The 25,196-nt window shown below is 61.2% G+C and carries 17 protein-coding genes (1 of these 17 running past the window's edge); 3 read left to right on the forward strand and 14 right to left on the reverse strand.

Annotation, left to right across the window (positions count from 1 at the left end):
* The 7 genes from GbCGDNIH6_RS11700 to truB form a co-directional block, all read right to left on the reverse strand.
* Nucleotides 1–391: the 5' end (the start) of an NAD(P)-dependent oxidoreductase gene (locus GbCGDNIH6_RS11700; protein ID WP_332455399.1), read on the reverse strand. It extends 542 nt beyond the left edge of the window; only the first 391 of its 933 coding nucleotides appear in the window; its start codon is at nt 389–391; the stop codon falls past the left edge of the window.
* Nucleotides 392–445: 54 nt separating this feature from the next.
* Nucleotides 446–1,888 (reverse strand): carbohydrate porin, encoded by a 1,443-nt coding sequence (locus GbCGDNIH6_RS11705; RefSeq protein WP_072564112.1) that lies wholly within the window; start codon nt 1,886–1,888, stop codon nt 446–448.
* 167 nt (nt 1,889–2,055) lie between these two features.
* Nucleotides 2,056–3,789 carry a ubiquinone-dependent pyruvate dehydrogenase gene (gene poxB / locus GbCGDNIH6_RS11710; RefSeq protein ID WP_072564589.1) on the reverse strand — a complete coding sequence of 578 codons (1,734 nt, stop codon included), beginning with the start codon at nt 3,787–3,789 and terminating at the stop codon, nt 2,056–2,058.
* 128 nt (nt 3,790–3,917) lie between these two features.
* Nucleotides 3,918–5,330, reverse strand: coding sequence for an NAD(P)H-dependent flavin oxidoreductase (locus GbCGDNIH6_RS11715; RefSeq protein ID WP_072564113.1), 1,413 nt, complete (start codon nt 5,328–5,330; stop codon nt 3,918–3,920).
* 124 nt (nt 5,331–5,454) lie between these two features.
* A complete protein-coding gene (gene pnp / locus GbCGDNIH6_RS11720; RefSeq protein ID WP_072564114.1) occupies nt 5,455–7,617 on the reverse strand; it encodes a polyribonucleotide nucleotidyltransferase in 2,163 nt (720 codons plus the stop codon).
* A 359-nt stretch (nt 7,618–7,976) separates the two neighbouring features.
* A complete protein-coding gene (gene rpsO / locus GbCGDNIH6_RS11725; RefSeq protein WP_011633052.1) occupies nt 7,977–8,246 on the reverse strand; it encodes a 30S ribosomal protein S15 in 270 nt (89 codons plus the stop codon).
* A 35-nt stretch (nt 8,247–8,281) separates the two neighbouring features.
* Entirely contained in the window at nt 8,282–9,205 is a 924-nt protein-coding gene (truB, locus tag GbCGDNIH6_RS11730; RefSeq protein ID WP_072564115.1) for a tRNA pseudouridine(55) synthase TruB, read from the reverse strand.
* Nucleotides 9,206–9,425: 220 nt separating this feature from the next.
* On the opposite strand from truB, the gene gmd reads away from it, so the two are divergent.
* Together gmd and GbCGDNIH6_RS11740 are read left to right on the forward strand one after the other, a co-directional pair.
* Complete coding sequence (gene gmd / locus GbCGDNIH6_RS11735) at nt 9,426–10,409, forward strand: GDP-mannose 4,6-dehydratase (protein WP_072564116.1); 984 nt, start codon at nt 9,426–9,428, stop codon at nt 10,407–10,409.
* Between the two features lie 73 nt (nt 10,410–10,482).
* Entirely contained in the window at nt 10,483–10,713 is a 231-nt protein-coding gene (locus GbCGDNIH6_RS11740) for a hypothetical protein (protein WP_157692432.1), read from the forward strand.
* A 65-nt stretch (nt 10,714–10,778) separates the two neighbouring features.
* Here GbCGDNIH6_RS11740 and pbpC read toward each other — a convergent pair whose 3' ends face one another.
* The 6 genes from pbpC to GbCGDNIH6_RS11770 all read right to left on the reverse strand — a co-directional run bounded on the left by pbpC (nt 10,779) and on the right by GbCGDNIH6_RS11770 (nt 22,675).
* Complete coding sequence (pbpC, locus tag GbCGDNIH6_RS11745; RefSeq protein ID WP_072564118.1) at nt 10,779–12,836, reverse strand: penicillin-binding protein 1C; 2,058 nt, start codon at nt 12,834–12,836, stop codon at nt 10,779–10,781.
* Between the two features lie 3 nt (nt 12,837–12,839).
* Nucleotides 12,840–17,843, reverse strand: a complete 5,004-nt coding sequence (locus GbCGDNIH6_RS11750) for an alpha-2-macroglobulin family protein (protein WP_072564119.1) — start codon at nt 17,841–17,843, stop codon at nt 12,840–12,842.
* Nucleotides 17,844–18,027: 184 nt separating this feature from the next.
* On the reverse strand, nt 18,028–18,339 hold the full coding sequence (locus GbCGDNIH6_RS12610) for a hypothetical protein (RefSeq protein ID WP_198355768.1): 312 nt from the start codon (nt 18,337–18,339) through the stop codon (nt 18,028–18,030).
* A 188-nt stretch (nt 18,340–18,527) separates the two neighbouring features.
* Nucleotides 18,528–18,770, reverse strand: a complete 243-nt coding sequence (locus tag GbCGDNIH6_RS11760; protein ID WP_072564121.1) for a hypothetical protein — start codon at nt 18,768–18,770, stop codon at nt 18,528–18,530.
* The gene (locus GbCGDNIH6_RS11765; RefSeq protein WP_072564590.1) at nt 18,770–22,186 is read right to left on the reverse strand and encodes an acyl-[ACP]--phospholipid O-acyltransferase; all 3,417 of its coding nucleotides are present in this window, start codon (nt 22,184–22,186) and stop codon (nt 18,770–18,772) included. The genes GbCGDNIH6_RS11760 and GbCGDNIH6_RS11765 overlap by 1 nt, the downstream gene beginning before the upstream one ends.
* 36 nt (nt 22,187–22,222) lie before the next feature.
* A complete protein-coding gene (locus GbCGDNIH6_RS11770; RefSeq protein ID WP_198355769.1) occupies nt 22,223–22,675 on the reverse strand; it encodes an acyl-CoA thioesterase in 453 nt (150 codons plus the stop codon).
* A 218-nt stretch (nt 22,676–22,893) separates the two neighbouring features.
* On the opposite strand from GbCGDNIH6_RS11770, the gene GbCGDNIH6_RS11775 reads away from it, so the two are divergent.
* A complete protein-coding gene (locus GbCGDNIH6_RS11775; RefSeq protein ID WP_081370128.1) occupies nt 22,894–23,556 on the forward strand; it encodes a malonic semialdehyde reductase in 663 nt (220 codons plus the stop codon).
* 18 nt (nt 23,557–23,574) lie between these two features.
* On the opposite strand, the gene GbCGDNIH6_RS11780 is transcribed toward GbCGDNIH6_RS11775, so the two are convergent.
* Nucleotides 23,575–25,134 (reverse strand): ATP-binding protein, encoded by a 1,560-nt coding sequence (locus GbCGDNIH6_RS11780; protein ID WP_157692433.1) that lies wholly within the window; start codon nt 25,132–25,134, stop codon nt 23,575–23,577.
* Between the last annotated feature and the right edge of the window lie 62 nt (nt 25,135–25,196).

Genomic DNA, 25,196 nt, shown 5'->3' on the forward strand with positions numbered 1-25,196 from the left:
GCACACCCTTTTCACGATGGCACTGCTCCAGATCGACAGCACAGGCCACTGATATTGTAGCCATATTGATATGGATGGCACCCGGCTTCATCGCCTCCAGCCCGCCGGCATCCATCATGACAGCACGGGTGGCCGCATCGTCCGACAGCATGGAGATGACCACATCTGCACCCGCGCAGGTGTCGCGAGGCGTCGCCCCGGCCACAGCGCCTTGGGCCACCAGCGCTGAGACCGAGTCAGGCGAGCGGTTCCAGACTCTGACCCGGTAGCCGGCCTTCACCAGATTGGCTGCCATGGGCTTGCCCATTGTGCCAAGTCCCAGAAATCCGATCTTCATTCCGCGTCTCCTCATGGTCAGGGCTTGGTCCGCAGAGTTCTTCATACTCTCCATGACAACAGGCGGCTTTTCACCGCCTGCTCCACACCACGAGGAATCTGACGGCTCTTACAGACCCAGCATAGCCCCGAACGGCAGAATGAACGTGCCACCCACATAGACGCCATCCTGAGGCCGCTTCGCAGCGGTCGGCGTATAGTAGGAGTTCGGATTGACGATGTAGTCGAACACCGGCTCGAACGCGACGGCGGAGTAAAGCTGGATATGCGCGTTCAGCTCAAAAATCGCCTTGTCGCGGGAGAAGTCACCGCCGGTACCACCGGCCACCGCATTGGCCTGCGCCAGATAATTGGCCAGCGCGCCCGTCATCCGTTCCCACTTGATCTTGACGCCGAAACGATCATTGGGACGGCTCTGGAAAGGTGCCTGCAGGGTTGCTCCGACATAGAGGTCTGATTGAATAGGAGCCGTTGCATCCAGCCCAAGCCCAAGCCCGCTATACAGCACCAGCGCGGTCGGGGTCAGGGTTTTACCTTTGCCGCCATCCGCACGCCACACCGTCTGCTGAGTATTCAGTACCAGCCCCTGCGTACCGTGGCTCTGGCGGAGCGGATCACCCGGAAAATAGGCTTTCGGCTGACCGGAGACGGTTTTGAAGGAATTATGATCTGCATTGTTGTAAAATGCGGTGAATGAATAGCTGCCAGGATAGGCTGAATTACTGAAATCAGTTTTCTGGCCGATTTCAACCATGGTCAACGCGCCCTGAGGCGTTTCCAGACCCCAATCCCACCCGCTGCGGCTGTTCGCATTCGGATTAGTGGCAAAAGACCCCGCCTCCACATACCAGCCTGGGCTGAAGGCGTAGCTAACCCTGCCGCCCCACATCGAATACTGCGGAGAAACATAGCCGGCATTAATATAAAGAACATCCTGATAACAGCTGTTGATAACCTGACAGTTCGGAGCCGCGAAATACCGGTTGGGATGCGTGCGGCCTGCTTCGATGACTAGCTTGTCATTCAGGAGATGCTGTTCATAAGTCAGCAGGGACAACTGATTAGGACGAAGATTATAGGGAGGCGGATAACCGATACTGTTATCGCCGATCTCCCCCGAGATCAGGACATTGGAACGCAGGGTAAAAATCGTTTCCTCGAAATGGAACGTGCCGCCCTTGATCCCGAGAATTTTTTCCAGATCAGCATCGGCCCCGACAATCAGATAACCCGAATTCGCAGTATTGCCGGTATAGGTGCCCGCGCTCGGATTGGCTTCCATGAAATCGAGAAACGTCCCGTGCAGCTTCAGCCCCGATTCGCGAAGCTTGCGCGAGAACGGGGCCAGGATTTCCTCTTTTTTCTCCTCCGGTGTGAGCCTCGGCTTTATCAGCCCTTCCACCACGCGGGGATTGAAATTGCCCTGTGCATCCGGTTTGCGTAGGACTCCTGATGTCTGGGCATGGGCAATACTGCCGCCGGCCAGCACCGCATTCATCATTACAATGGCCGTCACAGCGGCCCGCCGCCCTGTCTGCCTACCCATCACCATCACTCGTCTCTCCCGAAAGAAGCAGGACGACTGACTTTTCTTCCCGATCAGATTTTCGCGATGCGTTCTGAAAAGCGCGCTCGTTCTTCTGTCGTTATGATGGGTGGATCAGACGGGGCAGGGGATACGTCATATGACGTATCCCCCTTATGTATCAGGGTGCTCCATCAACGGAACAGGTTGGTACGGGCCATCTCCAGCACGGAATCGCCACGGCCACTCATCACCGCACGCAGCATGTAAAGGCTGAAGCCCTTGACCTGTTCCACGCTGACTTTCGGCGGCATGGACAGTTCCTGACGATTGACCACCGCATCCAGCAAAGCCGGCCCGGGATGGTTCAGAACATCCCGCACGGCCTCATCCAGCTTGCCCGGATCCTCGACCCTGCGCGCATACACACCACAGGCACGGGCCATGGCTGCGAAATCGGGGTTATCCAGAGCCACGCCGCTTTCCAGCAGCCCCGCTGCCTTCATCTCCATTTCGACAAAGCCGAGCGTGCCATTATTGAACACCACGATTTTTACAGGCAGACGATGCTGCACCAGCGTCAGGAAATCGCCCATCAACATGGCGAAACCACCATCACCCGACATGGAAACAACCTGCCGTTCCGGTGCCGATACCTGCGCCCCGATCGCCTGCGGCAGCGCATTGGCCATCGAGCCGTGAGCGAAAGAGCCGAGCAGACGGCGGCGGCCATTCATCTTGAGATACCGCGCCGCCCAGATGGTCGGCGTGCCGACATCGCAGGCAAAGACAGCATCATCACTGGCATGTTCGCTGATCAGCCGGGCCACGTGCTGGGGATGAATCGGGGGACGGCCCGCCTTTCCATCAGCCAGATCATCCAGCCCCTTGCGGGCCTTCAGGTAATGCTGACGGCAGGTGTCCAGATGCGCCGTATCCTGTTTGGCTTTCAGACGCGGCAACAGGGCGCTGATCGTGGCACTGACATCACCCACAACACCGAGATCAATCCGGGTGCGACGGCCCAGATTTTCCGGACGCAGATCGACCTGCGCGATTTTCGCCTCTTCCGGGAAAAACTGCCGATAGGGAAAATCAGTCCCGAGCATCAGCAGCATGTCACATGATTCCATGGCGTAGTAACCGGATGAAAATCCGATCAGCCCCGTCATGCCGACATCATAGGGATTGTCGTATTCGATCCATTCCTTGCCCCCAAGCGCATGGACGATAGGGGCTTTTAAATGCTCCGCGAGCGCCACCACCTCATCATGCGCACCGCGACAGCCGCGTCCACACATCAGTGTGACCTTACCCGCCGCCTCCAGCAGCGCTGTCAGGGCATTCAGCGATTCTTCAGAGGGAGACGTCACCGGCGGCTCCGGACAGAGCGCCGTTTTCGTCGAGACGACGGGCGATGGAACCGTCTTCATCGCAACGTCACCGGGGATCACCACCACCGCAACGCCCTGATGGCCGATGGCGGCACGAATCGCGGTGTTCAAGGTACGGGGCATCTGGTCGGGGTCGGAGACCGTCTCGCAATAGACACTGCATTCCCGGAACAGCGCTTCCGGTCTGGTCTCCTGAAAGTAGTTCGAGCCGATTTCCGCCGTCGGAATATGGGCGGCAATCGCCAGCATCGGAGTGCGGGAACGCTGCGCATCATACAAACCATTGATCAGATGCAGGTTGCCCGGCCCACAGGAACCGGCGCAAACGGCGATCTGGCCAGTCAATTGAGAGTCTGCACCTGCTGCAAAGGCCGCTGATTCTTCGTGGCGCACATGGATCCAGTCCATGTCCGGACGCCGTCGCAATGCCTCCGTAATGGCGTTCAGGCTGTCGCCCACCACGCCATAGACGCGACGGACGCCGATGACATGCAGTGTTTCAGCCAGTATTTCCGCGACTGTGGGCTCGGCCATGAAAACCTCTGTTCCTTCGATTGAGGAAATCGAGCATGCACGAAACCACCGCTGTATGCGCCCTCCAAATTCATTGGGCGCAAAAAAAAATCCCTCGCCGAAGCAAGGGATGATCAACGGCATCCGGCTCAGCGACCGGTCATGATCCGGTCAACAAGCTGTTTGACGGTGGGGATGAAGCCGTTCGCATAGAACGGGTCAGTGCCGAACCGGTAGGCATTGTGACCACTGAACATCAGATTGTCCTCGATCACGTCCGGGTCGTTCTTGTGATGTCCGATCGTCTGCAACGTTTTCTGAATGCAGAAGCTGCGCGGATCGGCCTTGCGGCCATTGGTATGGTTCTCGGAACGCTGGCTCCAATTGGAGAAACGGCATTCCGTCAGGCACCCCATGCACGCCACCTGATCGGCCTGGATTGTGGCAGCCTGATCGGGGGTGACGAAAATCAGCGTGGAATCGGGTGTGCGCAAAGCCTCGATAAATCCGGCCTGTTCCCATTCCTGTACCCGACGCAGATCGGCCGGGGTCAGATAGACAGAACGCTTGCGCGGCCCTACTCCGTATACCGCCGTATGCTCGCCGACCACCTCACCCGTGTAGGCAACCTGACGGTCGCTGCGGGCGCGGAGTTCCTGCATAAAACGGTTGTTCACGGCTGAAGAATAAAATCCGGTCGGGCTGAACGGATTCAGAAACACATCCCCCGGCTTCAGGGCCAGCAGCTTGGCCTTCCACTGCTCGGATACAGGGCTTTCGCGTGTGAGCAGAGGACGGGTGCCAAACTGGAAGGCGACAGGGCCGAGTTCGGGATTATCGATCCAGTCTTCCCATTCCTCCAGCCACCAGACGCCACCCGCCATAATGATAGGGGTCTCGCCAAGGCCGAACTGACGCATCTGGTTACGAAGCGCCAGCACGCGGGGATAGGGATCTTCCGGCCGGTTCGGATCTTCCGTGTTGGAAAGCCCGTTATGGCCGCCCGCAAGCCAGGGATCTTCATACACCACGCCCCCCAGCAGGCTGGCCGCCTTGTGGTAGGCGCGCTTCCACAGCGCATTGAAGGCGCGCGCGGAGGAAACAATCGGATAATAATGAATGCCGAAATGGGTGGCGATCTCGGACAGTCGATACGGCATGCCGGCACCGCAGGTCAGGCCATGCACCAACCCCTTCGCGCCTTCCAGAATGCCGGTGATCACCCGCTCCGCCCCACCCATCTCCCACAGGATATTGGCGTGGATGCGGCCCCGGCCGTTGGATTCCTCATGCGCCTGACGGGCCTGCTCGATCCCGCCACGAATGGCGTAATCAACCAGTTCGTCATGCCGTTCCCGGCGGGTACGGCCCCGGTAGATCTGTTCAATCAGCCGGCCACTGGAATCATGGCTGTCCGCGTTCACCGCGCTGAAGGTTCCCACCCCACCGGCAGATGCCCAGCAGCCGGAGGAACGTCCGTTGGAAACAGCAATGCCCTTGCCACCTTCCACCAGCGGCAGAACGTCAACACCGCCCATACGGATCGCGTTAATGGCCTTCATCACTCACTCTCTTCCGCAATCTGCCAGAACCCGGGAGGAGGTCTGACCGATCCTGACCGTTTCCGGTCTTCATCAGCGTCTCCGGCAGGCTGCCCCTGATCGGGACAGCTTGCCGAATCACGTCTTACTCGGCCAGATCGCCCTCACCGCGACCGGCTCTGCCACCTTTGGGGCCGACCTTGTCAGAGATGTCCTCGCCCGTGGCCTGATCAACCAGCCGCATGGACAGTTTCACCTTGCCGCGATCATCGAAGCCGAGAACCTTCACCTTCACCGCATCACCGACATTGATGACGTCGGAGGTCTTGTTGACCCGGCCCTGCTGAAGCTCGCTGATATGCACCAGCCCGTCGCGGGAACCGAGGAAATTGACGAAGGCACCAAAATCAGCGGTTTTCACCACTTTGCCATTATAGATCTTGCCCACTTCCGGCTCTGCCACGATGCCCTGAATGCGATCAATCGCCTTCTGGGTGCTTTCCTCGCTGGTCGAGGCAATCTTGATGGTTCCATCATCCTCGATATCGATCTTCGCACCGGAAAATTCAACGATCTCGCGGATCACCTTGCCACCGGTGCCGATGACTTCGCGGATCTTTTCCTTCGGCACGTTGATAACGGTGATGCGTGGTGCAGTCGCGGCGACGGAGCCACGGGCACCGGTGATCGCCTTTGCCATCTCGCCCAGAATGTGCATACGGCCGTCACGGGCCTGCTGCAGGGCGATGCGCATGATCTCGGTGGTGATGGAGGTGATTTTGATGTCCATCTGCAGGGAAGTCACGCCCTGCTCGGTTCCGGCCACCTTGAAATCCATATCACCAAGATGATCTTCATCGCCGAGAATGTCGGACAGCACGGCAAAGGCGCGATCTTCCTTGATCAGGCCCATAGCGATACCCGCTACCGGACGCTTCAGCGGCACGCCCGCATCCATCAGCGCCAGAGAAGAGCCGCATACGGTGGCCATGGAGGACGAGCCATTGCTCTCCGTGATCTCGCTGACCACGCGCAGGGTATAGGGGAAGGCGTCCTTGGCCGGCAGCACCGGATGAACGGCGCGCCAGGCCAGCTTGCCATGGCCGATTTCACGACGGCCCGGGCTGCCCATACGACCGGCCTCACCCACGGAGTAGGGAGGGAAGTTGTAGTGCAGCATGAAATGACTACGATATTCGCCGGTCAGGGCGTCCACCACCTGCTCATCCTGCCCGGTGCCCAGCGTGGCCACGCAGAGCGCCTGCGTTTCACCACGGGTGAACAGCGCGGAGCCATGGGCGCGCGGCAGAATACCGACCTCGCCGATGATCGGGCGCACAGTGCGGGTGTCACGGCCATCGATGCGGATACCGGTATCGAGGATCGCATTCCGGACGATATCTGCTTCCAGATCCTTCAGCATCGACTTGGCGATGGATTCTTCCGGTGTACCACCGATCCCCAGCGTTTCGATAATCTGCTTCTTGGCGGCGGAAATCTTCTCCTGGCGAAGCTGCTTCACCTTTTCCTGATAGGCATTGCCCAGCAGGGTACGGCCAGCCTCGTTCAGGCGCTGCTTCAGCGCGACATGCTCCGGATTCTGCTCGGGCAGCGTCCAGGGATCGCGGGCAGCGTGTTCGGCCAGAGCGATGATCGCGTCGATCACCGGCTGGAAGCCCTTATGGCCGAATTCAACGGCGGCCAGCATCTGGTCTTCGCTCAGCTCTTCAGCCTCGCTCTCGACCATCAGCACGCCTTCCGCGGTGCCGGCGACCACCAGATCCAGCTTGCTTTCGGCGCGCTGCTCAAGGGTAGGGTTCAGCACGAATGCGCCATTCACCAGACCGACGCGAGACGCCGCGACCGGGCCGAAGAACGGAATGCCGGACAAGGTCAGCGCCGCGGAGCAACCGATCAGGGCGACAATATCCGGATCGTTCTCCATATCGTGCGACAGCACGGTGGCGATGACTTGAACCTCGTTATAGAACCCTTCCGGGAAGAGCGGGCGGATCGGACGGTCGATCAGGCGGGAGACAAGGGTCTCATGCTCGCTGGGACGGCCCTCACGCTTGAAGAAGCCACCGGGGATCTTGCCCGCGGCGAAGGCTTTTTCCTGATAGTTGACGGTCAGCGGGAAAAAATCCTGACCGGCCTTGGCGGATTTCGCACCTACCGCCGTACATAGAACGATGGTGTCACCCAGCCGGGCCAGAACGGCACCGTCGGCCTGGCGGGCGATCTTGCCCGTTTCCAGTACCAGCGTGCGTCCACCCAGATCGAGTTCCTTGCGGAAATAATTGAACATGCAGTCTCCGTCTCTTGCGGTGTTTTGAGTGCGCTGCGAGGCGGAGTCCGGCGGCTCGGGCTACAGGGATCGCGGCCTGCATGGATGCAGCCGCTTGCCGTGTAGCCGGAGACGCCGATCAAATTCCGCCACCCGGCGCGGTTCGGTCACTCTCTTACAGGAACAGGCGCGATAGCCCAAATCCTAATCGTCCAACCCTGTCCAGGGTGAGGGATCCAGAGTGCGTGGGGGGAGAAAAGAATATTTCTCCCCTGCTCCATCCCTTTTGGCATCCGGCCCTGCCGGCGAATCAGGAATGGAGAAGTCCGGCGGAGGCCAGCCTGGGCTGACCCCCTTTATGCCGGTTGGAAACGCCAAAATTAGCGGCGCAGGCCCAGACGCTTGATCAGCGCGTCATAACGGGCAACTTCCTTACGCTTCAGATAGTCCAGCAGGCCACGACGCTGGCCAACCAGCATCAGCAGGCCACGACGGGAATGGAAGTCCTTCGCGTGGGTCTTCAGATGTTCGGTCAGGTTGGCGATACGCTCGGAGAGCAGGGCAATCTGGACTTCCGGGCTGCCGGTATCGTTGGCGGCGCGGGCATATTCGCTGATCAGCGCGGTACGGCGCTCTGCGGTAATCGACATCGGTCACTCCATGAGTCAGGGTTACAGTGGATGTGTCACATCATGCGCTCAGGCCGCAGCAGACCATCCTGCAAGCGGCACAGACCAACGACGCGGCTCCCCGCCATGGCGCGAACCAATCCACCATCGGGATCGATCCGGTCTGGAATGCGGCCCATCAACGGGATCAGGCTGAGGGCCTGCCCATGGGAAAGGCCGGTGGCCTCCTGCTCGGTCAGGGCCAGCGCCGGGATGTCGGCCAGCGCGGTCGCGACCGGAAGCAAAAGGTCCGGGGAAGCATGGGGGGTATCGCCGGAAGCAAGCGCCTTGTCCAGCGAAATAGCCGTCGCCTCCGTAAAGGGGCCGACCCGCAGCCGACGCAGGGCAACGATATGGCCCACCGTTCCGCAGGCGCGGGCAATATCGCGGGCGAGGCTGCGCATATAGACGCCCTTGCCGGACTGGACCTCGAACACCGCCAGATCATCATCCAGACGCTCGATCAGTTCGAACCGGTCCACCCGAGCGGGGCGGGGCGGCAGATCGGGCGGACGCCCATCCCGCGCCATATCATAAGCGCGCTCTCCCGCCACCTTGATAGCCGAATAGGCGGGGGGAATCTGCATGATCGTACCGCGAAAACCCTCCAGCGCCGCCCGCAGCACATCATCGGTGGGGCGCACCGTGCTGGTGGCGGTTACTGCGCCCTCGGCGTCGTCCGTATCGCGCGACTCGCCCATTTTCAACGTGAAATGATACAGCTTCGTGCCGTCCATCACATAAGGCACGGTCTTGGTCGCCGCCCCGAACGCAATCGGCAGCAGGCCGGTCGCCAGAGGGTCCAGCGTGCCGCCATGCCCCGCTTTCTGGGCATCGAAGCCGCGCTTGACCCTGTTCACCACATCGGTGCTGGTCATACCCTGCGGCTTGTCAATGATCAGCCAGCCATCCAGAGGCCGACCTTTTCTGCGTCTGTTCATGCTCAAAAACTATCCCGGCCCACCCAAAGGGCCACCTCCCGGCAGCCCGGCCGCGGGCCTGTAACATGGGATGACGGGTTCGGATATGCCCCGCTTTCCCATATCCGGCATGTGCAGACACGGATCAGAGCACCACAGATGGCCATAGCAGGCAGACTTGCCAGTTGCTCCATACTATGGCTCAAAAGAGTAACACCATTGCTCGGGATCACTATCGCATATGCCCACCGCTCTGATTACCGGCATTACCGGCCAGGATGGCGCCTATCTGGCGCAGCTTCTGCTCAGCAAGGGCTACCGCGTTCTGGGGATGATGCGCCGCTCGGCCTCCTCCGACGTGATCGGTGAGCGCCTGCGCTGGCTCGGCGTGCTGGACCGCGTGGAGCTGATTGACGGCAACCTGACCGATCTGTCCAGCCTGATCCGCATTATGAGCGATCACGCCCCGGACGAGGTCTACAACCTCGCCGCCCAGAGCTTCGTCGCAGCAAGCTGGCAGCAGCCTTTGCTGACCGGCAATGTCACAGCGCTGGGCGCCGGTAACGTACTGGAAGCCGTGCGAATCGCCGCGCCGAAAGCACGGTTCTATCAGGCCTCCTCCTCCGAGATGTACGGTCTGATCCAGGAACCGAAACAGAGCGAGAAAACCCCGTTCTATCCGCGCTCACCCTATGCGGTGGCCAAGCTGTATGCGCACTGGATGACGGTGAATTACCGCGAGAGCTTCGGGCTGCATGCCTCATCCGGCATCCTGTTCAACCATGAAAGCCCGCTGCGCGGCATCGAATTCGTCACGCGCAAGATCACCGATGGCGTGGCCCGCATCAAGCTTGGCCTGGCGAAAACGCTTGAACTGGGCAATCTGGATGCGACCCGCGACTGGGGCCATGCCCGCGATTACGTTCGCGCCATGTATCTGATGCTGCAACAGGACAGGCCGGACGATTATGTCGTCGCCACCGGGCGCACGACCTCAATCCGTGACTTCTGCAAAATCGCCTTCGGCTATGCAGGATTGGATTGGGAAGAACATGTGGTAACGAGCGCCGCCTTCATGCGCCCGGCCGAGGTCGATGTGTTGCTTGGAGACAGCACCAAGGCACGAACCCAACTTGGTTGGGAACCCGAGACCTCTCTGGAAGATATGGCTAGTGAGATGGTGGAGGCAGATCTGGCCCGGCATCGTGCCAGGCTGGCCCGCTGACCTGCATACATCCCGTCAGACCCGGCTTTACGGCCATCCGGACCTGACGGATTTCATTGAAGGAGATTATTCGATGCGCTTTTCCCGCGCGATTTTTCTGACCATTCCCGCCCTGATTGCGACATCTGGCCTGCTCGGCCTGACCGGCTGTGAACGCGAAGCCCCCATGCAACGTGCAGGGGCCGCGCTGGATCGGGCCGGAACCAAAACCGGGGAGGCCGTCGGCACCGCCGCCGACAAAACCGGCAAGGCCATGAACAATGCCGGCCAGTGGGTTGATCAGAAAGTGAACGACAACAAATAGTCCCGTCGGTACCGGCTATATGCAAAGCCCCCGCTTTCAGAGGCGGGGGTTTTTCGTATCAGCCTCTACTGGGCCGTCACGTCCTGTGCCTCTACCATCAACCTGACGTCTATCGAATCCGATCGTCCTGCGCTGTCCTGCACAGTCAGGTGATGAAAGCCCGGCCCATCCTGTCCCTTTGATGGCGTCCAGACCGGACTCTGCCCGGGAAATGAAAGCGGCGGCAGAGTCCGGCCATCCACCATCCACCGGTAGGGAGGCTTGCCCTCCGCAGCCCGCAGATCGACCGGCTGCCCGCCGCTGCTGTCGATCACTGCTCCCTTGGGAGGAAACAGGATGCGCGGCCCCTGCGCCATCATCGACTGCCCCAGACGCGCCAGTCCTGCCCCCAGTCTTCCCCTTCGTTCCGGGGCAGCCACCGTCAGAGGTGCCTCCGGCGGCAGAAGGTCGAACAGCCGGAACAGCACTGGGCCGGAAGCTGTCAGACCATATGCACCGGGTCGAGGGGCACCGTCTTTCCGCCCGCTCCAGACCACAATCGTGTAGAGGGGGGAGACGCCAACCGACCATGCATCCCGGAATCCATAGGATGTACCGGTTTTATAGGCGATGGGGCGCTCGGGCTTCGCCACGCCATCGGGCAAGGAGGTATCACGCAGACTATCCAGCACCGCCGCAGCAGAAGACGCAGAGCACAGCCGTCCATTCTCCACCGTCTGACCGTGCCGACGCAGTGTGAGGGGAGACATGATCCCACCAGAAGCAAGCCCGGCATAGAGCGCGGCCAGATCCTCCATCCGCACCCCCGCCCCGCCCAATGCCAGCGACAGACCGGCAGAGGAAGCCCCTCTCGGAAGCCGAACCGTCATGCCCGCAGCCCGCAGAGCCGCCAGAAAACGATCCGGGCCGAGCCGCGCCAGCAAGGCCACCGCCGGAATATTGAGCGATCCTTGCAAGGCACGACGGGCCGTGACATCGCCATGCCAGCGATGATCGAAATTATGCGGGGCATAGGTGCTGACCTGCAAAGGCATATCGGCAATCAGCGTATCAGGAGCCGCCAGCGCATGATCGAACGCCATGGCATACAGAAACGGCTTCAGCGTGGAGCCCGGTGAGCGGATCGCCCGCACCATATCTACCATCCCGGCATCCACCATCCCGGTTGGGCCGAAATAATGGCCACCTCCGACATAGGCCAACACGGCGCGATCCCTGTTGCGGATGACCAGAGCCGCCATATCAGCACCGGAGCCGCTCCATTGCTCCAGCTGGCTGGTGATGACCTGTTCCGTGCCGGACTGGATATGTCGATCCAGCATCGTCTCCACCGGCCCGGCATCGCGCCCAAAGCGAGCGGTGAGGTGCTGCGCAAAGGCTGGAAACCTGTGCCAGCGCATATCGGGCCAGATGGCAGCAGAACCATCCGGTTTTCCATGCTCCGCGATGGCCAAAACATGGGCGGCGCCGCGACGGGCGGCCTCCTGATGCCGATCCGGGCGGCGGCTGGTCGGACTTTGCGGAATAGCGACCAGCAGGGAAGCTTCCTCCCTGCTCAGGCGGTCCGGTTCATGGCCGAACCAGATCAGGGATGCACTGCGCACCCCTTCGACATTGCCCCCCATGGGAACCAGCGTTTCATACAGGGCCAGCACCCCCTCCCGCCCGAGATGCGCCTGCAACTGCACCGCCCGCGCCATTTCCAGCAGCTTGGCGGGAATGCCCCGCCAGTTGCGGGCATGCTGATACTCCGGATGCAGCAGACGCACGGTCTGCATGGCAATGGTCGAGCCGCCCGACACCACCCTGCCATGCCGCAGCACCTGCCAGCTCGCCCGCAATAGGGAAAGAGGGTTCACCCCCGGATGCCATGCAAACCACCGGTCCTCACGCGCCAGCAGCAGGGAACGGTAGAGCGGCGCCACCCCCTCCATCCGAGGACGCAGCCGCCAGAACCCGTCGGACGTCACGGCAACGTTCAGAATCCCGCCCGAGGAGTCCCGCAGCTCCGTCGAAAGCCGCCCCGCACGGGACAGATCGGGCGGACAAGCCGCGTCAAGCACCAGCAGGCTGGACGGCACCAGCACGACCGCCAACGCAACCAGCCGCCATTTACCCCGCATGGATCAACGCGCACCAACCCGCGTGACGCCGGCTTCCGTGCGGGCCATGACGGACGGGCGATACATATCCTCGACAATCGCTTCGGGGCGGGTGAATTGTCCGGGGGTTACCAGGCGCACGATATAGGCCACCCGGAATTCCCGGGATGACAGGACGGGATGTTCTTCATCGTGATCCTCGTAGCGACGACTCCCCTCTTGCCCCAGCACGAAAGCAGCCACAAAACGGTCATCGCGGGCCTGCCAGTTTTGCAACGGAGACAGATCCTGAAGGAATTCATACCCTTTCACGCTACTCATCGGCGCCTCGATTTCCCAGCCCGCCGGTAGCATATCCACCAGCACCGTCTGATGATTGCCATCATCCCTGACCTGACCGGACAACGCGACGATCAGCCGGTCGTTCTGCCGCAGACGCTGCGGATCAACCGGCGAGCCATCCATGTTCAGCAAGGTGCGGGTCAGGGTGTAGCCAGCCTCGATCGGCTTCGGGGACGCTTTCGGCGTTCCCGTCACGGTCACCGTGCGGAAAAGTCGCGCCTGCGTGTCATTGCGGACTGCATATCCGCTGGCCAGTTGCTCCGGCGAGGGTGACAGCGCTATCGGCAACACCCCCGGTCGGGATATACCGTTCACCGTCAGCAACGACCCGCCCTTGAGCGGCGCTCCGTTCTGTAATTCATGCGCCGCCATCAGCAGCCATGCCTTTTCCTGCGTATTCAGGCTCCCCGGCTGAAGGTTCTGATTCTGCACGCTCGCCAGCAGAGAGGTCGCAAGATCGTCATTGCGCGTTTCCGCCGCAATCGCGATCAGCGCCGCCAGATCACGCAACGGCGTGTAGTAAAAGCCGCCCATCCACTCACCGGGCACAGAGGAAAGTTTGAGATTGGCGGACGCCAGCCGGAACAGTTTTTTCGCCCGCTCCGTATCGCCGGTGAAGGAAGCGGCCCCCGCCAGCTGGGCGAGCGCAATCGCCGGGGCCGGTTTGCCGTTCTCGAACGTCACACTGCCCGGCTCCGGCTTGTCACCACCCATCCAGCCGAGACTGTCACTGATACGGTGCAGCAGGGCCGCATCCACCTGGCCACCCGAACGGGCCAACAGATAAAGACCATACACGACCGTCACATCCCGGCTGGCGCGATAATAACCGCTTTCCTCGTTGCCGGAACCGGATACGATGGCCTGAACATTGGCCAGCCCGCGACGGAGCGCCGCATCGGGAATATCGAAACCGGCCTGCCGCGCATGCGCCAGAAAATCAACGGTATAGATGTTCAGCCAATCCGAAGCCCCGTTATCGCCCAGATGCCATAAACCGAACCGGCCGGTTGCGTCCTGACGATCGAGAATCGTGTCGATCGCTCCCTGCACACGCTGAATGACGACCCGGTTTTCCTTCCCGTCCCTGCCGATCAGGGTCGGATCATTGAAATAGAGCAGGGGCAGCGCCGCAGAGGCTAACTGTTCCGTGCAACCATACGGATACTGGTACAGCGACCGCAGCAGACCGGCAACATCGATACCGCCGAAACGGTTATAGCCGATGGAAACCGACACACTGCCAGGGGCGAAGCTTTTCTGCGCAACCGGGTCATAGCTCCATAGCTCTCCCGGCGTCTGAAGGGCGGTCTGTGCGATGCTGAAGGGAAAATGAGGTTCCCTTACCGCAATCTCGTCATGATGGGTGACATGGAACCCGTTCGGGCCCGTGACCTCGGTCTCCATGGTCAGGATGCCTTCACCACTGGCAGTCAGGGTCAGCGGATCAGCCACGCGATCCCCCTGCTTCAGATCATAGTCCAGCGCATGTTGTGCACTGACCTGGCCGGGCCCCTGAGTCGTAATCTTCACGGTGTAGCGGCCTGCCGCGCCGTCAACATCATGCAGTTGCAACACCGGCTGCGCGACATCGCCCGGTGCCAGAAAACGTGGCAGCGCCAGAGTCACCACCACCGGATCGCGCACCGTCAACGGCACATCCGCATGCCCCAGCGCCTGCGGATCATAGGCCACCGCCATCAGACGTAGTTCACCCTGAAAATCCGGGACATCCAGTTCAATGGTGGCATCGCCCTTCGCATCCAGCGCCACCGGTCCGTGGAACAGCGCCACGGTCCGGCTGCTGCGCACCGGCAGGGCGGCCCCGCCCAGATCGTCATCTCCGCCGCCACCGCCTTCATGCACCGCGCCGACACGGGCACCGCCATCCAGCAGACGGCCGTAATCATCGCGCATGGACACGCCCAGACGCTGTTTTGCCGCCAGCGCACCCAGCGGGTCCGGCGCGTGGAATTTCGTAATCTGGAGGATGCCCTCATCCACTGCCGCCAGCGTGACATAGGCGGATTGCAAGGTGCCTCCATCAGGCCGTACTACATGCACCGGCACCCATATGTGCTGACGTGGCAATGTCTGCTGCGGCGCCTTCATCTCAACGGTCAGATGATGGGAGGAAGTATCCGTAGCGATCCAGGCGAGCCCCACCGCCCGTACCGGATCATGCGCCCGACGCTTCTGATTAAGCGGCCTGTACAGCGTTGCCAGAACATACGCCCCCGCCCCCCAATCCTCTGCAGCCTTCACATCGACTGTCAGACCGCCCGCAGGAACCGCAATATCACGGGTTTCCAGCACCCGGCTGTTGGCGATAACGATCTCCGCCCGACCGGCAAAAGGTGCGTCGATATGCACCCGGGCGGTCTCGCCGGTTTTCAGGGTGTTTTTGTCCGTGGAGACAGCCAGCTTGTCGGGACTATCCACATTCATATCGGTGGAGGATTGCCAGCCGGAAGAAAATCTCATGCTGGTGACAGCCCCGCTGGCCTCATCCGAGACGATCAGCCGATAGGTGCCCCATGGCAGAGAACGCTCGATTCCGGTCTTCCCGTCCGCGGTGCTGTCCACTGTGCCGGACGCCACCGTCCGATCCACGACATGATAATGATACGTCCAGTGGCTGCCGTTTTCACGCAGCCAGTCCCAGTGCCGCTCCTCCTGCACCAGCGCCCAGTGCAGGCCGGGACGGGCCACGGGCTTGCCATCGGTGGAGAACGTAGCAAGCCGGAAACGGGCGGGCGTATCCTCCTTTACCTGATCGCCGGAAAATTCCGGCAGCAAGCCGATCAGAAGAGGTTTTGTCCGCAGCTTGATCTGCTGACTGGCCTCTACCACCCGCCCGCTCGGCTCCGCCAGACCAGCCACCAATGTCGCGATCAGGGGGGAGGCAACAGAATCAGGCAGCTTGGGGGTCACGTCGATTGCCACCTTCCCCGCCGCATCGGCATCAGGCAGTTCGAGCGGCATGGCATTCTGCGCCACCGTCTCATCCACCACGCCGAAATGCCAGCCTTTCAGACCAGGCACCGGTTCGGCGTCGGGGGCAAATTCCAGCCGTGCTTCCGCATGCAGCCCGGCCGCCGGAGCACCATACAGGAACCGGCCCGTCAGCGTGCCGGTGATAGGCTGGGCCGGGCCGACTGCCTTCGGCATTCCATCCAGCGTCACCGCAAGCGTCTGCGGCACGAAATCCCTCACCTGCACCTGAAGCGTGCCGACCGGCGGTCTGGAGGGATCGGTCAGCGCCTCGATCGTCCAGTTGCCGTGAGAGGATGGGTCAGGGAGCGTGAAATCATGCTGGAATCCGCCAGACGGGCTGCCAGACGGGCTGCCAGACGGGCTGGATTTCGCATCCAGCATAATGCGCTTCGCCTCCATCCCGTTCGGGCGGCGCAACACCAGACTCAACGGCATGGAAGCAGCCGCATCCAGCGAACGTTGACGCAACAGCGCCATGACATGGATCGTCTCGCCGGGGCGGTAAATGCCGCGATCCGCATAAAGATAGGCTTCGATAGGGCCAGGCGGCTGCCGCCCGGAAACACCGCGATCAGATAAATCGAAAGGCTGACCCTCCAGACTCTGAACCGCGATATCCCCATTCCCGCCCTGTGCAATCAGCAGTGCCGGCGCAGCCGCCCCGGTGCCTGCCAGCAATGGCGCGGCGAAATGGGCTTTGCCGGAGGAGTCGGTTTTCGCAGTGGCCAGCACATCCTGCCCGCGTGAGAGCAGATGCAGGCTCAGCCCCGCCTGCGGCATCGCATCAGACAGCGCGCGCGCCACCACGGTCAGCCCATCCTCACCCTGCCATGTGGACAGGCCGGTACGGGTGGCAATCAGCCAGTGTCCCGCAATGCTGCTTTCATACACATCGCCATTGTCGCTGGCCCCATCCTCCGTTCCCGGCAGCAAAGAAGCCACTGGCCGATCCGCATTTTCCGCGATGACCAGATACGCACCAGCCTCTTCCGGCTTGATGATGGAGGGAATCGGGAATGCCGTTTCAACGGTCGCATTCTTCTCCGACGCAGCACCGGTTCCGGTATCCATCGTGCCGGACCAGATCTGTGTCACATCGCTCTGCAACAGACGGCGGAGTTCCCAGACCGAGAAATTCTGTTTGCCGAGATCGATATCGCGTCCGTACTGCGCCGTATTCGTCAGTTTGGAGGACAGCAGATGTTCGCCCATGCGGAACACCCGCACCCGCACCCGGCGCGTATTGACCGTCTGGATCGTCAGACCGGAGGCAGTCGCGCGCGACAGGATCCAGCCTTTGCCACCCACCGCGATCATCGGATCGCGATCGGGCATTGTCGCCTTGACGGTAAATGCACGGCTGGTCTTCTGCCCTTTGCTGCCCGTCAGACCGGGCAGAACGGTGATGGTATAATCGCGCCCCGGCGACAGGCCATCCACACAAAGGCGGTTTGCGGTCACGCGGGTGACGATGCGGGCGGCCGGAGACACTTTCAAAAAGCCGGCTTCATTGGTGCCGGCCTCGGTCGAAAGCTTGTCATCGAATCTCAGACACAGACCGGAGCTTTCGGCTGTCTGTTCGGGAGTCACACCCCGAAACTGCAATGTCTCCTGCCCAAAGGCGGGGGAGATGGCCAATCCTGCCAACAGAGCCGCAGTCCAGAAATGTGTTGCAGCCCTGCCAAACATTTTTTCATCCTCCCGTGCTGTCGATCAGGAAGCAGCAAGAAGAAACATGCTACAAAATTCAAGACGCAACATCGTGATTTCGATCTGAAACCAGAACGCACATTATTCTGCCTTGCAGGATCAGTAAGCCAATACTGAAACCGGCGCCCTTTTCACGGCGCCGGTTCTGATCGGGATGATCTACTTATTTAAAGAATACTGCCGCAGACCCGCGCGCGGACGGAGGCCCAGGCGGTGGCCCCGGAGGAGGACCCGGGGGCGGGCCAGGCCGTGGTGCAGGCGGTGGCGGTCCAGGAGGAGGGGGAGGCGGTGGCCCACCACCCCAGCGGCGGCCACCACCCCAATAAGGCCCACCCCAGTAGGGATTGCCGTAATAACCGGGATAGCCGCCACCCCAGTAAGGCCCGCCATACCCCCCGCTATACCCACCCCCGTAGCCGCCAAAGCCGCCCATATTCGAGCAAGCCCCCACCACCAGCACAGAGGAGAGGAGCAAACAACGTGTCATCCAGCGAAGAGCGGTACAGTGCATCATCGCACCTTCAAACACCTATAAAGTGGCCAGATCATGGCGGCGGAGCATAAGGGTTACAACGTTTACCGATCGTAAAGTTTCCAGCGTGAAATAGCCCTTTTGGGCATACACAGACCCGACACTCCCGTAGAAGAGTGTATGAGGAGAAATCACGGGGGAGGATCAGCCGGTCTTCCCGGCGGAAGAACCGGTGCGCCCGTCCAGTTCCTGCCCCCCGCGGCATACGGATCAATCCCGTAAGGACCACTGGCATTGCCGGGCTTGTACGCGGCTCCTGCATATCCTCCATTCTGCGCACATCCGGCCAGCGCCAGACCAAAGGCCAGCAGCAGACATGAGGTGCGGAGGGCACCATACCGGATCACACCATCACGGCATGAACGCATCCCCATCACAGCAGAGTTTCCGCCTGACGCCGCACGGCGGGATGGTCGATTTTACCGCTGCCCATCAGGGGCAGCGCATCCACCGTCACGATCACCGCCGGGACCATCATTTCAGAGGCACCGGCTGCCTTGGCATGGACCAGAAATACCTGTTTGGACGCATCGGCCTGCGTGGTCAGCATCACAATCCTCTCCCCCTTGCGGCCATCCGGCAGGGATGTGGCCGCCGACATCGCATCCGGCCACAGATCGGAGGCGAGAGCCTCCACCGCCGCCAGCGAGATCATTTCTCCGCCCAGTTTTGCAAAACGTTTGGCACGGCCTTGAATAGTGACGAAGCCATCCTCGCCGATGGTGACGATATCACCCGTATCGTGTTCACCTCCCGGTGGAGGCTCGATCACACCCGGTGTATCAGCGCGCAGATAGCCGAGCATCACATTCGGCCCCCGCACCCACAGACGCCCGCCCGTCTCGACCCCTGCCACCGGCTCCAGACGCGGCACGATCCCCGGCAGCAGACGACCGACGGTGCCGTAACGGTTATGCATCGGCGTGTTCAAGGCCAGCACTGGAGAGGTCTCCGTTACGCCATAACCCTCCAGCACACGCACCCCGAATTTTTCCTCATAGACATGGCGGGTCACGGCTTTCACCGGCTCCGCCCCTGCCACGACATAACGCAGGGCGCGCATATCATAGGGATGCGCCATACGCGCATACCCCATCAGAAATGTGTCCGTGCCCAGCAGGATGGTCGCATTGGTGGCGTAAATCAGCTCCGGCACGATGCGGTAGTGCAAAGGCGAGGGATACAGATAGCTCGGCACCCCGAAAGACAATGGCAGCACCAGTCCCGCCATCAGCCCGAAAGAGTGAAAAACGGGCAGTACATTGAACACTTTGTCCTGCCGCCCGAAATCGATCACCGCCGCCGTCTGCGCGGAGTTCGCCAGAATATTCCGGTGGCTGATCACGACGCCTTTCGGCGTACCCTCCGAACCGGAGGTAAACAAAATAGCCGCCGGCGCATCAGGGTTCCGCCCCGGCACCAACGCCCTGGATTTGGTCAACAGCCCGCGGAGCTTGTCCCATTTGCTCAACCCGGCGCGCACATCTTCCAGATAGACGATGCGCTGGCTGGCAGAGAGGGCCTCGATCACCGGCTCCAGCGCGGCCTTGCTGATGAAAGCGCGGGAGGTAATCACTGTTTTCACCTGCGCAGCCCGGCAAGCCGCCAGCAGATTGGCCGCGCCCGCCGTGAAGTTCAGCATCGCCGGAATCCGGCGAGCAGATTGCAGCGCGAAAAACGTCACGGCGGTGGCATTGGCGTTAGGCAGCAGAACGCCCAGCGCCTCATCCGGCCCGGCATACACGCTCAGCGCACGGCCCAGTACTGCCGCACCTGTCAGCAGACGGCTGTAGGTCAGCGGACCGGTGACCGGATCCTCGATCGCCACGCGCCGCCAGCCATGCAGGCAGGCCGCCTGTCGCACCGCCTCGAACAGCGTGTGTTCAACCGTGGTCGTGCGCCAGATCAGATCGGTCATCACATCATTCAGCGCACGGCCCGCAACCTCCCTGCGGCGACGGCCGATCAGACCGGCGGGAACTTCCAGACGTTGCGGTGCCAGCGCCGTTATCCGCACCTTGGGAAACAGGCGACGTGGCGCCTGTTCCCGGTTGAGGCGGCTGAATGGCGTGTATTCCAGACCGCTGAGCCGGACCGGAATGACGTCCGCCTCGCTCCGCTCCGCGATCATCGCCGCGCCGTCATAGACCTTCATCAGGCTGCCGGTGACGGTGATGCGGCCCTCGGGGAAGATAATAAGCGGATCGCCTGCTTTCACGGCATTGATCAGTGTGCGCGTAGCAAACGGCTTCGCTGGCTCGATCGGCAGCGCCCGCACGAAGCGCAGGAAAGGCCGCACCCACCATTTTTCAGACACGGAACGATCAATCGCGAAAACCGGCTCCTGTTCCAGCAAGGCCAGAGACAGCACGGCATCCAGCCAGCTGACATGATTAAGCGCGATCACCGTACGCGGACCAGTGCGGGCCAGATGTTCAGCCCCCTGCAACTCGACACGATAGACGATGCGGAACAGCAGCCAGATCGCATCCCGCAGCGCATTGGTAGGCAGAAATGCCAGCGCCAGCCCAGCCACCACCAGACTGGCCATGCCGAGCAGTCCGAACAACACCCCGCTGCCCAAGCCCACCAGTTGCAGCACCGCCACCACCATGCCGCCAGCGACCATGCCACCCGCTGAAACAATATTCGCAGCCGCCACGATACGGGCGCGTTCGGATCTGGCGGCCCATGCCTGCAAGGCGGAAAAGGATGGCACGGCGATCAGACCGGCCGACACCGCCAGCAGGACCAGATCACCCATCACATGCGGCACACCGGGCTGGTGCAGGAACGTGCCGAGCGGCAGATCATGCCCTGTACCCGTCGGCACATGCGCGATCACCCGCCACAGATCGAGACCGGCCAGCCCTTGCAGAACCGCCCCCAGCACCGAAGGCAGCAATGCGATCCGTCCCCCGCCCAGTGCCGCCGCCAGAAAGGAGCCGAGCGCCACGCTGATGGAGAACACCGTCAACGACAGAGTCACGGCCAGTTCATTGCCATGCAGCACGGATTTCACCAGCGGCCCCAGCAACGACAAGCCCACAGCGCCCGATACCCAGAACCATGCGGCAATCAGCGCAGTCCGCCACAGCCGCTTTTCTTCCCATAACTGACGCAGCAGGGAACCGGTAGAGGCCATGATATTAGCCCGGATCCGAAGCCCCGGGACAGCAACACCGGTCGCTGGAATACGCCGTGCAAATAGGAAGGAGAGCACCGCAAACAGCGTGACCAGCACGGCAAACACCGCAGGTGGCGCACCCCTTGCCGCCAGTCCGCCAGCAACGGTGCCCAGCAGGATGGAAACGAAAGTCGCCGCCTCGATCAGCGCATTCGCAGCCCCCAGACGGGTCTGGGGCAAATGATCGGGCAGAATGGCGTATTTCACCGGCCCGAACAGGGCGGACAAAACACCGAAGCAGAACAGCGCCAGAAACAGCAAAGGCAAAGAGTGCAACAGAAATCCGGTCACGGCCAGAATCGCCGCCGGAATTTCCGCCGCCTTCAGCCATGTGGCGACACGGGCCTTGTCATGTCCATCCGCCATCTCTCCTGCCAGACCGGACAGCAGAAAAAATGGCGCGATGAATACCGCGCCCGCCAGAGTGACCAGAGCTTCCCCGCCATACTGGGTACCCTGGTGACCGCCGACACCCCAGAGGATCAGGAAGACCAGTGCATTTTTCAGAAAATTGTCATTGAACGCCGCAAAGAACTGGCACCAGAACAGCGGCGCAAAAGCCCGCTCGGCCAGCAACGGACGCCGCTCGGGCGGGCGCTCCATGGTCATCTCCTATGACGGGGCTAAGGCGCGCAAGCGCTATTCGAGTTCGAGAGTGCTGGTGGGCAACGGACGGGCACGCCGATTTTCATCAATGGCGACGAACACGAACACAGCCCGCGTCACCTTGCGATAATCCTCCGCGACGCGCGGGCGTCGCCACGCTTCCACCGCAATCCGCATCGAACTGCGCCCGGTGGAGAGCAGCTTTGCATACAGGCTGACCTCATCACCCACCACCACCGGCGCCAGAAAGGCGATCGAGTCGACAGCGACCGTGACGCAGCGGCCCCGTGCATAGCGTGTGGCCACGTTTCCAGCCGCCATATCCATCAGCGACATCAACCAGCCGCCGAAAATATCACCGGCTGGATTCGTATCCGCCGGCATGGCGATAGTACGGATCATCGGCGGTTCGGCAGGCGGCCCTTCACCTTCGGACAGTTCAGGATCCGCAGAATGGGAGGAGGAGGTTAAGTCTGGATCGGACATTCGAACCTTCGCTTTTTTCCGGCTGTCACCTGGTGACAGGTCAGGAAAAGGGCGGCACCCTCTCCCCTGACCGGGTTATTCGATCCTATCCTGTTGCATCACTTCATGCCGGTCCAGAGTTAGAACTACCAAAAATCTCACGGATCGCATGGCTGACAGGCCGCTTGACGGCAAGGCAAGGCCATTGCCACATCCGATCCAGTGACATGAGCAGCACCATGACCGATACAGCGACATCTTCCCAGTCTGACAACTCTACTGACAACCCTACCAATGCGCCCCTCCACACAGAACTGCCTGCACTTGATGAAAGGCTGGCAACCTCCCTGTTTCGGGACGGACGGAGCTTCGACCGATGGAAACCGCTGCCGGTCAGCGATGAAACCCTGCGCACTGTTTATGATCTGGCCCGGCTTGGCCCGACATCCGGCAACTCCTGTCCGGCCCGGTTCGTTTTCATCCGTCATCCGGAAGCAAAACAGAAACTGCGCCCGGCCCTGTCCAGCGGGAATGTCGAGAAGACCATGCAGGCGCCAGTCACGGTCATCGTCGCTCATGATCCGTTATTTTACGATAAGCTGCCGCATCTGTGGCCTTACGAGGATGCCCGCGACTGGTTCGTGCATAATGCGGCGCTGGCTGAGGAAACAGCGATCCGGAATGCAACCCTGCAAGGGGCCTATCTGCTGCTGGCTGCCCGTGCGGTCGGGCTGGATGCCGGGCCCATGTCGGGTTTCGACCGGGCAAAGGTCGATTCCGCTTTTCTGATGCCGCAGGGTTGGCGCAGCGAATTTCTGATCAATCTCGGCTATGGCGATCCTGAAGACCTGCCTCCCCGTGCACCGCGTCTGACATTCGAGGAAGCCTGCGAGATCCTGTAACCCTTGTTTTCTCAAGGCCTACAGCGACACCGCACTGTCCTGATGGGGCAAATGAGCCTGCAAAGCGGATGAGGCCAGCCCATTACCTGAGTCTCCGACATCCGGGTCATTGTCTCTGGACAGTATATCGGGTGGTGATTTTTCCCATACGGGAATCCAAAAAGCGAAAGTGCTGCCTTTGCCCTGCTCGCTCTCGATGAATAACTGCCCGCGATGACGGTTGACGATGTGCTTGACGATAGCCAGGCCCAGCCCGGTACCGCTGGCCGCACGGGACCGTGCCTTGTCCACCCGGTAGAATCGTTCCGTCAGACGCGGCAGGTGCATGCGTGGAATACCGGGACCATCATCCCCGACCTTCACCAGCACACCACGCCGTTTCAGGCCGTAAGAATTCAGGGAAACATCCTGATCAGGCTGCGCCGCCAGGGTGCCCGTCTCAAAGCCGGTTTCGATGGCGGTGATCGTGACCTCTCCGCCATCACGCCCATATTTGATGGCATTGTCCAACAGATTCTGTAGAACCTGTGTCAACTGATCCGCATCCCCGGCCACTGTCGACAAAGGCGGCAGGTTCAGCTGCAATCGCATGTTCCGCTCCTGAAGGCGCGGCTCGAACGCCTCAATCTGACGTTCGATCAACTCATGCAGCATGACCGGGCGATCCGGGCGCTGATGCTCCATCAATTCGATCCGCGACAGGCTGAGAAGATCATCGATCAGACGGTTCATCCGCTCCGCCTGTTCGGCCATGATGCCCAGAAAACGGGTCTGCGCTGGAAGATCCTCGGCAGCGGGGCCGCGCAGCGTGTCGATAAAACCGATCAGGCTGGCAAGTGGCGTGCGCAACTCATGGCTGGCATTGGCGACGAAATCGGCCCGCATTCGCTCAACCGCTGCCTCCCGCGAGCGGTCTGACAGAACCAGCAGGGCATTACCGGCTTTCTGAGGATCAGGCTCCAGATGCAGGATGGTTGCCTCGACCTCCCGCTGCATCGGCGCAGCCAACACGATACGGGCATTCTGGCGGGTACGGGTTTCATAGGCTTTCGTCACCGCCGCCTGAATACCCGGATGACGCAGCACCGCCGGAAGATCATGGCCAAAAGTCGTGCGGGCCGCCTCGTTACGGCGCGCAGGCAGGCGGCGCTCGTCCAGAATGATCAGCGGATCAGGCAGTTTTTCAACAATCGTTTCGTTCAGCAGGGCGCGATCATCGGCGGCTGCGACCTGCAATGCGAAAGAGCCGGTTACACGGCGGGTTTCTGCCCTCAACCAATGCGGCGCACCCCATGCCACCGGACCATCGTTCATCACTTCCGGCTTCACGCCGTCACCCGCACGAAGCGCGGTATACAAACCTCGTAGTTCAATAACCCGCGATCCGGCTGCCGACAGGGCCAATGCGATGATGATGGACGCGGTGATCGCGCACTCCCGCCAGGTCAGAAGCTGAAACGCGGCCAATCCGCCCAGCAACAGCAAAAAGGGCAGACTGAGCCGGATAGCCGTCAGCCAGAACAACGTCATGCCCGGCGGTTTGACCGCCGGAGGAGAAGGAGGAAAAGTCAGGGGCACAGGGGCAGGCTCAATGAAAACAGGACGTCAGCCTAGCGCATTGACGCGCCAGGCGGCAGTCA

Origin of the sequence: Granulibacter bethesdensis (assembly GCF_001889525.1) — a bacterium.
Taxonomy (GTDB): Bacteria; Pseudomonadota; Alphaproteobacteria; order Acetobacterales; family Acetobacteraceae; genus Granulibacter; species Granulibacter bethesdensis_C.